Raw genomic sequence first — 8,448 nt, 5'->3', positions numbered from 1 at the left:
ACCCGGTGCAGGTGGCCCGCGCGTCGATCGAGCACGCCAAGCGCGCCGCCCGCGACATCGTCATCGTCGACACCGCCGGCCGACTCGGCATCGACGCCGAGATGATGCAGCAGGCCGCCGACATCCGCGACGCCGTCTCGCCGGACGAGGTCATCTTCGTCATCGACGCCATGGTCGGTCAGGACGCCGTCCGCACCGCCGAGGCGTTCCGCGACGGCGTCGGCATCACCGGTGTGGTGCTCTCCAAGCTCGACGGCGACGCCCGTGGTGGTGCCGCGCTGTCGGTCCGCGAGGTCACCGGGCAGCCGATCCTGTTCGCCTCCACCGGTGAGAAGCTGGAGGACTTCGACGTCTTCCACCCCGACCGGATGGCCAGCCGGATCCTCGGCATGGGCGACGTCCTCACTCTGATCGAGCAGGCCGAGCAGGCCTTCGACTCCGATCAGAAGGAGAAGATGACCGCCAAGCTGATGGGCGGTGAGCAGTTCACCCTGGACGACTTCCTCGACCAGCTCATCGCGGTGCGGCGGATGGGCCCGATCGCCAACGTGCTGGCCATGATGCCCGGCATGGGGCAGATGAAGGACCAGCTCTCCGAGCTGGACGACAGCCACTTCGACCGGGTCACCGCGATCATCCGGTCGATGACCCCGGGCGAGCGGACCAACCCGAAGATCATCAACGGCTCCCGCCGGGCGCGCATCGCCAACGGTTCCGGGGTCACCGTGATGGACGTCAACCAGCTGCTCAACCGCTTCGCCGACGCGCAGAAGATGATGAAGCAGATGGGCGGCATGATGGGCCTGCCCGGCGGTGGCCGCCGCAAGGCGACCAAGTCGCCGAAGAACAAGCGCAAGGGCACCAAGGGCGGCGGTCGCCCGCGTACCGGCGCCGGCATGCCAGCCGGCTTCCCGGGTGGCATGCCGCAGCTCCCGCCGGGCATGGACCCGAACGATCTCGCCGCCGGCCAGGGCCTGCCGCCCGGTTTCAAGCTCCCGAAGATCGACTTCAACAAGCTCGGCAAGGGTGGCGACAAGGGCCCGCGCTGACGCGTGTCGGTGACGGCGGGCGACTGATCCGGCGCTTACGGTGACGTCGCCCCCTGGAAGGAGCTGTCATTACCGCGGCCCCGATCCTGCCCGAACGGCACGAGTGGACGGTCGACGACCTCGGTGACCTGCCGAAGGACCTTCCGTACGAACTGATCAACGGAATGTTGATCGTGCCGTCGCCCACTGCCGTGCACCAAGAGTTGTGCGTCGAGTTGCTGCTCACGCTTCGCGTCAACTGCCCGCCGGAATACCTGGTCAGCATCGACCTGTCGATGCGGGTCGACCGGCGCAACGAGCCACGTTCCGACGTGGTGGTCATCCGCCGCACGCACGCCGGCCGGTCGCCCGTGCCGGTCGAGGACGCCCTGCTCGCGGTGGAGGTCGTATCGCCGACCTCCACCTTCCGCGACATGTACGACAAGGCGAAGGTCTACGCGCACGCCGGCATCCGGTCCTACTGGGTGCTCGACCCGACCCAGGAACGTGTCACGCTCACCGAGTACTCCCTCGGGGCCAACCGGGAGTACGAGCAGGTCACGCACACCGAGGATCTGTTCGTCACGGAGCGGCCGTGGAAGGTTTCCGTGGACCTGCCGGCCCTGACCGCCCGGAAGAACGACCTGCTCGCTCCCGAGGAGGGCTGATCGGGTAGGACTGTGCGCATGGCTCTTCATGTGCGCGGCGTGCTGCTCCCCGACGACGAGGTCCGGGATCTCTGGCTGGTCGGCGACCGGGTGACCTTCACCCCGGTGCCCGGTGCGGAGACCGTCGTCGACGGCGGCTACGTGCTGCCGGGGCTTGTCGACGCGCACTGCCACATCGGCATCGCCCGAGGTGGCGCCCCGATCACCTCACTCGACCAGGCCCGCGCGCTGGCCCACGTCGACCGGGACGCCGGGGTGCTGGCGATCCGGGACGCCGGGTCGCCGTACCCGTACCCCGAACTCGACGACGAGCCGGGCCTGCCGCGACTGGCCCGCGCGGGCCAGCATGTCGCCCCGCCGAAGCGCTACCTGCGCGACATCGGCGTGGAGGTCGACGCGACCGAGGTGGCCGCCACGGTGGCCGCGCAGGCGCGGGCCGGCAACGGCTGGGTGAAGCTGGTCGGCGACTGGATCGACCGGGGCGTCGGTGACCTGGCGCCGGCCTGGGACGCGGACACCCTCACCGCCGCCGTGCGGGCCGCGCATGATGCCGGGGTACGCGCCGCGGTGCACACCTTCTCCGAGTCGGCCGTCGAGATCATGGTGCGGGCCGGCGTCGACTCGGTGGAGCACGGCACCGGGCTCAGCCTCGACCTGATCGACGAGATGGCCCGCCAGGGCACCGCACTGGTCCCCACAATGATCAACATTGCCACCTTCGGTGGCATCGCCGAGCAGGCGCGGGGCAAGTTCCCCGGGTACGCCGAGCACATGCTCGCGCTGCGCGACGGCTTCCCCGACGTGGTGCGCGCCGCGCACGAGGCGGGCGTGCCGATCTACGTGGGCACCGACGCCGGTGGCGGCATCGACCACGGGCTGGCCGCCGAGGAGATGATGCTGCTGCACGAACGGGCCGGAATGGCCCCGCTCGAGGTGCTCGCCGCCGCCTCCTGGGGCGCCCGCGAATGGCTCGGCTTCCCCGGCCTGGTCGAGGGCGGGCTCGCCGACCTGACCGTCTACCCCGAAGACCCCCGTGCCGACCTGCGCGTCGTCCGCGCCCCGTCCCGCACGATCCTCCGCGGCCACGTCATCCGCTGACCCGCCCCGCCCCGCGCCGCGCTGTGCGCCCCGCGCCGCGCTGTGCGCCCCGCGCCGGGCGGTGCGGCGCGAGGCGCGTGTCGCGGGGCGGGTGTGGGGGTTAGAGGGTGGGGCGGGCGGCGGCGCTGAAGAGGCGTACGGCGAGGTCGGCGAGGGCCGTCGCGGTCTCCTCGATCGGTTCGCGGGGGAGCACGATGTGGCTGACCACCAGACGGACGACCGTGTCGGCGGCGAAGGCCAGCGCGGCCTGGTCCGCCCCGGGCAGATGGTCGCCGGCCCAGTCGATCAGCGCACCGGACGCCTCGGTGAGCACCACCTCGGCCCGGGTGGTGAGGTACGGCAGCAGCTCGTCCGACCCGCCCCGGGCGCTGGTCAGGATCGCCTTGACCAGCGGGTTGTCCGCCGCCGTGGAGAGGGTGCGCGCGATGGCGGCGTACGCGCCGGCCCGCACGTCGGAGCCGTGGGCGAGCAGCGCGTCGCGCACATCGCCAACGAACCGGTCCACCTCGGCGCGGGCGAGCGCCTCGGCGAGGCCCGCCTTGCTGCCGAACTCGTTGTAGACCGTCTGCCGGCTCACCCCGGCCGTGGTGGCCACTCCGCCCATCCGGACCGCGTCCCACCCGGCGGCGATGGTCCGGGCGCGGGCGGCGTCCACGATCGTGTCCCGCAGCCGCTGGCGGGGGGAGTCCGTCGAGGTAGTCATGGTGGTCGAATTCTACGGGCGCTCCCGCTGCCCGGCCCAGCGCCGTCACGGCCCGTCAGCACAGCGGGACGGCGCGGCGTGGCGACTCCCGGACGCGGTGTCCGCCCGCGCGGCGCATAGGATGTGCGGTCATGGCACGCGTGCTCACTCCCCGTGCGGAGGATTTCCCCCGCTGGTACCAGGACCTGATCGCCAAGGCGAAGCTGGCCGACAACGGCCCGGTTCGCGGCACCATGGTCATCCGACCGGCCGGCTACGCCATCTGGGAGCGTATGCAGGCTGAGATGGACGCTCGGATCAAGGCGGCGGGTGCGGAGAACGCGTACTTCCCGTTGTTCATCCCCGAGAGCTACCTCAAGCGTGAGGCGCAGCACGTCGAGGGCTTCTCGCCGGAGCTGGCGGTCGTCACGCACGGTGGCGGCAAGCCGCTGGCCGAGCCGGTGGTGGTGCGTCCGACCAGTGAGACGGTCATCGGCGAGTTCATGGCCAAGTGGATCGACTCGTACCGGGACCTGCCGCTGCTGCTCAACCAGTGGGCGAACGTGGTCCGGTGGGAGCTGCGTCCGCGGATCTTCCTGCGGACCAGCGAGTTCCTCTGGCAGGAGGGGCACACCGCGCACGCCACCCGCGAGGACGCCCGCGCGTACGCGCGGCGGATCCTGCACGAGGCGTACGAGGACCTGATGGTCAACGTGATCGGCATCCCGGTGGTGGTCGGCCTGAAGACGGCGCGCGAGCGCTTCGCCGGCGCGACGGCCACGTACACCTGCGAAGGCATGATGGGTGACGGCAAGGCGTTGCAGCTGGGCACCAGCCACGAGTTGGGTCAGAACTTCGCCAAGGCGTTCGACATCAGCTACTCCTCCAAGGAGGGGGGCCGGGAACACGCCTGGACGACCTCCTGGGGCACGTCCACCCGGATGCTGGGTGGCCTGATCATGGCGCACGGCGACGATAACGGCCTGCGCGTGCCGCCGAAGCTGGCGCCGATCCAGGCGTACGTCATGATCGTCAAGGACGGTGACGGCGTCGGCGAGGCGGCGGCCAAGCTGCGCGACGGCCTGCGCGACGCCGGTGTCCGGGTCGCGCTCGACGACCGGACCGACACCCCGTTCGGCCGCCGGGCCGTCGACGCCGAGCTGCGTGGCTATCCGGTACGCGTCGAGGTTGGCCCCCGTGACCTGGCCGTGGGCAACGCGACAGTGGTGCGCCGGACCGACGGCTCGAAGACCCCGACGCCGGTGGCGGACGTGGTCGCCGCGGTGCTGGCGGCGCTGGAGACCGATCAGCAGGTGCTGCACGATCAGGCGTTGGCCAACCGCGAGGCGCGCACGGTGGACGTGGCGACCCTGGCCGAGGCGATCGAGGCCGCCGCGACCGGCTGGGCGCGGGTGCCGTGGTCGGCGGTCGGCGTGGCCGGCGAGGCGGAGGCGAACGGTCAGGGCGTCACGGTGCGCTGCCTGCTGCGCGCCGACGGTTCGGTTCCCGACTCGGAGGACGAGCCGGATCTGGTCGCCATCCTCGCCCGCGCCTACTGAGGTGCTCGTCGACCGGTTCGAGCCGGGTCGGCTGATCATGCACCGGAACGTGCGGCACGGCCGGATCGGATGGGTCCGGCCGGCCCGCGTGGTCAGCGACGACGATCGCGGGCTGCTGGTGTGGATCGCCCAGGATTCGCCGGTGGCCCACGAGGTGAACCAGGCGGGCGTGACCATGCGCGCGGTGCCGTTCGCCGACTGGGTCACCCCGACGTACCGGTTGGCGCAGGGCCGCTGGAATGGCCCGCCGCTGCTGAAGTTCCTGCCCGCCGGCGCGGCGCACTCCGTCTGGTGGTTCCGGGACGCGCACGGCCGGTTCTCGCACTGGTACGTCAACCTCGAGGAGCCCGGTGTCCGCTGGGACGACGGCCCGGTGGCCGGCGTCGACGTGGTGGACCAGGATCTCGACGTGGTGGTACGCCCGGACCTGAGCTGGGAGTGGAAGGACGAGGACGAGTTCGTCGAGCGTCTCGCCTTTCCGGAGCACTACTGGGTGACCGACGAGAAGGCGGTCCGCGCCGAGGGGGAGCGGGTGATCGCGCTCGCCGAGGCGGGCGAGTTCCCGTTCGACGGCACCTGGACCGACTTCGCACCTCCGCCAGAATGGGGCGTACCGGACAAACTTCCGGCAGGCTGGGACCGTCCGCCAGTGCGCTGAGCGGTGTTCCAGGTCACCGGCGACGTGGTGTCCGGGTCCGATGCGGAAGATCGGCAGGGGATCTGGCAGAATAGGTCGCTGGTATCCGGCGCGCGTCCGGCGCCCTCTAACCCGGGCACGTCGCCAGTCCACCGAGTTGTCTCCGGCCCAACCCCACTGTGCCGGTCGGCGCTCACCCATGCACACCGCCCGTCTTGGGCCGGTGAGATCGCAACAGGAGCGAAACAACTGTGGCCGTAAAGATCCGGCTCCTGCGGATGGGCAAGATCCGCAACCCGCAGTACCGCATCGTCGTCGCCGACTCGCGCACCAAGCGCGACGGCCGGGCGATCGAGTTCGTCGGGGTTTACCAGCCCAAGGAAGACCCCTCGATCATCGAGGTCAAGTCGGAGCGGGTCCAGTACTGGCTGTCCGTCGGCGCTCAGCCGAGCGAGGCGGTGCAGCGGCTGCTGGAGCTGACCGGTGACTGGCAGAAGTACAAGGGCCTGCCGGCCCCGCCGCCGCTCCTGGTCGCCCCCGAGAAGGCCGACCGCAAGGCGGCGTACGAGGCTGAGTCGAAGGCCGCCGCCGGGCTCGCCCCGGAGACCCCGGCCAAGCCGGCCAAGAAGGCAGCCAAGGCTGCTGAGGCTCCGAAGACCGAGGCGCCGGCCGCCGAGGCTCCGAAGACCGAGGCTCCGGCCGAGGCCCCGGCCGCTGCCGACGCCGGTGAGCAGGCCTGACATGCCACTGCGTCCGGCGTTGGAGCACCTGGTCAAGGGCATCGTCGACCACCCGGATGACGTCCGGGTGCGGATGGTCGATTCCCGTCGGGGCAAGCGGCTCGAAGTCCGCGTGCACCCCGAGGACCTCGGCACTGTGATCGGGCGGTCCGGCCGGACCGCCAAGGCGCTGCGCCAGGTGATCGGCTCCATCGGCGGGCGCGGGGTTCGCGTCGACATCGTCGACTCGTACTGATGCAGCTCGTCGTCGGCAGGATCGGCAAGCCGCACGGTGTCCGCGGTGAGGTCACCGTGGAAGTGCGGACCGACGAGCCCGAGGCACGGTTCGCCCCCGGCACAGTGCTGCGCACTGAGCCGGGGGCGACACCCCCGCCGTCCTCCGACGGCCCCGGCGTGCCGTTCCGGATTCCGGCGGAGCTGACCATCGAGGAAGCCCGCTTCCACCAGGGTCGGGTGCTGATCGCGTTCGACGGCATCCTGGACCGCAACACCGCCGAGGCGCTGCGCGGCACGCTGCTCGTGGTGGACAGCGCCGACGTGGCCCCACCGGACGACCCGGAGGAGTTCCACGACCATCAGTTGGTCGGGTTGGCCGTGGTGACCCCGGCCGGCGAACGCCTCGGCGAGGTCGCCCGCATCGACCACGCACCCTCGTCCGACCTGCTGGTGCTGCGGCGCCCCGAGGGGCGTACCGCGTTGATCCCGTTCGTCCGGGCGATCGTCCCGGAGGTCGACCTGGCCGGCGGACGTGTGATCGTCGACCCGCCAGCCGGACTGCTCGACCTTTAGGACCAGCCCGCATGCGCGTCGACGTCGTGTCGATCTTTCCGGAGTACTTCGCCCCGCTGGACCTGTCGCTGATCGGACGGGCGCGGGCCAACGGCGTACTCCAGCTCGCCGTGCACGACCTGCGGACCTGGACCCACGACGTGCACCGCACGGTCGACGACACCCCGTACGGCGGCGGTCCGGGGATGGTGATGCGCCCGGAGCCGTGGGGCGAGGCGCTGGACGCCCTCGCGCCGGTGGACGCCCCGCCGCCCCGGCTGCTGGTGCCGTCGCCGGCCGGCGCCCCGTTCACCCAGGCCATGGCGTACGAGTTGGCCGCCGAGCCGCATCTGCTCTTCGCCTGCGGTCGCTACGAGGGGATCGACCAACGGGTTCTCGCGCACGCCGCCACCCGGATGCCGGTCACCGAGGTGTCGCTCGGTGACTACGTGCTCTTCGGTGGCGAGGTCGCGGTCCTGGTGATGATGGAGGCGGTCACCCGGCTGCTGCCGGGGGTGCTGGGCAACGCGGGTTCGCTCGACGAGGAGTCGCACGCGCACGGGCTGCTGGAGGCGCCGATCTACACCAAGCCGCCGAGTTGGCGTGGGCACGACGTGCCGGAGGTGCTCCGCTCCGGCGACCACGGCAAGATCGCCCGCTGGCGGCGCGAGGAGGGCCTGCTGCGGACGGCTGCCCGCCGTCCCGACCTGCTGGCCGCGCTGCCCGCCGACCGGCTCGACAAACGGGACATCGCGGCCCTGGACCAGGCCGGATTTCAACCTCCGCCGGGGGATGTGGCAAAGTAGGGGGGTTGCCGCATCCGTCCGCGCCCGCGGTCGGCTGCGAGGATCCCCGACCGGGGTCGGTCCGCCGATCACCACCCGGGAATCAGAATCACCCACCCGCGCACCGAGTGACGGTGCGCCGTGAGCCTTACGAGGACGCAGCGATGAACATCCTGGACGCCCTTGACGCCCAGTCGAAGCGGACCGACCTCCCCGACTTCCGGGCCGGTGACACCGTCAAGGTGCACGCCCGCGTCGTCGAGGGCAACCGGTCCCGTGTCCAGATCTTCCAGGGCGTCGTGATCCGCCGCCAGGGTGACGGTCTGCGCGAGACCTTCTCGGTCCGCAAGGTCAGCTTCGGCGTCGGCGTCGAGCGGACCTACCCGCTCAACGGCCCGGGCATCGACCGGATCGAGGTCGTGACCCGCGGTGACGTGCGTCGCGCCAAGCTCTACTACCTGCGCGAGCTGCGCGGCAAGAAGG

Annotated in this window: 11 protein-coding genes; 10 read left to right on the top strand and 1 reads right to left on the bottom strand. The window is 71.4% G+C overall.

Features of this window, described 5'->3' with window-relative positions:
* The 3 genes from KBX53_RS13735 to KBX53_RS13725 all read left to right on the top strand — a co-directional run.
* A partial coding sequence (locus tag KBX53_RS13735; RefSeq protein WP_210859601.1) for a signal recognition particle protein occupies positions 1–1,049 on the top strand: 1,049 nt, incomplete at its 5' end.
* A gap of 53 nt (positions 1,050–1,102) precedes the next feature.
* A complete protein-coding gene (locus KBX53_RS13730; RefSeq protein ID WP_256443358.1) occupies positions 1,103–1,696 on the top strand; it encodes a Uma2 family endonuclease in 594 nt (197 codons plus the stop codon).
* An 18-nt stretch (positions 1,697–1,714) separates the two neighbouring features.
* Complete coding sequence (locus KBX53_RS13725) at positions 1,715–2,794, top strand: amidohydrolase family protein (RefSeq protein WP_030335236.1); 1,080 nt, start codon at positions 1,715–1,717, stop codon at positions 2,792–2,794.
* A gap of 100 nt (positions 2,795–2,894) precedes the next feature.
* On the opposite strand, the gene KBX53_RS13720 is transcribed toward KBX53_RS13725, so the two are convergent.
* Entirely contained in the window at positions 2,895–3,497 is a 603-nt protein-coding gene (locus KBX53_RS13720; RefSeq protein WP_030335234.1) for a TetR/AcrR family transcriptional regulator, read from the bottom strand.
* Positions 3,498–3,628: 131 nt separating this feature from the next.
* On the opposite strand from KBX53_RS13720, the gene proS reads away from it, so the two are divergent.
* The 7 genes from proS to rplS form a co-directional block, all read left to right on the top strand.
* The gene (proS, locus tag KBX53_RS13715; RefSeq protein ID WP_030335232.1) at positions 3,629–5,035 is read left to right on the top strand and encodes a proline--tRNA ligase; all 1,407 of its coding nucleotides are present in this window, start codon (positions 3,629–3,631) and stop codon (positions 5,033–5,035) included.
* Between the two features lie 37 nt (positions 5,036–5,072).
* The gene (locus KBX53_RS13710) at positions 5,073–5,693 is read left to right on the top strand and encodes a DUF402 domain-containing protein (RefSeq protein ID WP_030335231.1); all 621 of its coding nucleotides are present in this window, start codon (positions 5,073–5,075) and stop codon (positions 5,691–5,693) included.
* A 230-nt stretch (positions 5,694–5,923) separates the two neighbouring features.
* Positions 5,924–6,412: a 30S ribosomal protein S16 gene (gene rpsP, locus KBX53_RS13705; RefSeq protein ID WP_210859599.1), complete on the top strand. Its 489-nt coding sequence runs from the start codon at positions 5,924–5,926 to the stop codon at positions 6,410–6,412.
* Positions 6,387–6,647 carry an RNA-binding protein gene (locus tag KBX53_RS13700; protein WP_172862164.1) on the top strand — a complete coding sequence of 87 codons (261 nt, stop codon included), beginning with the start codon at positions 6,387–6,389 and terminating at the stop codon, positions 6,645–6,647. The genes rpsP and KBX53_RS13700 overlap by 26 nt, the downstream gene beginning before the upstream one ends.
* Entirely contained in the window at positions 6,647–7,201 is a 555-nt protein-coding gene (gene rimM, locus KBX53_RS13695) for a ribosome maturation factor RimM (protein WP_030335226.1), read from the top strand. Before KBX53_RS13700 ends, rimM begins: the two co-directional genes overlap by 1 nt.
* An 11-nt stretch (positions 7,202–7,212) precedes the next feature.
* Entirely contained in the window at positions 7,213–7,986 is a 774-nt protein-coding gene (gene trmD, locus KBX53_RS13690) for a tRNA (guanosine(37)-N1)-methyltransferase TrmD (protein ID WP_030335224.1), read from the top strand.
* A gap of 143 nt (positions 7,987–8,129) precedes the next feature.
* Positions 8,130–8,448 (top strand): 50S ribosomal protein L19 (gene rplS / locus KBX53_RS13685; protein WP_210859596.1); only part of this gene is annotated, 319 nt, incomplete at its 3' end.

The organism is Micromonospora sp. M51, assembly GCF_018070305.1.
Classification (GTDB): domain Bacteria; phylum Actinomycetota; class Actinomycetes; order Mycobacteriales; family Micromonosporaceae; genus Micromonospora; species Micromonospora parva.
This window is presented reverse-complemented; position numbering and strand designations above follow the sequence as displayed.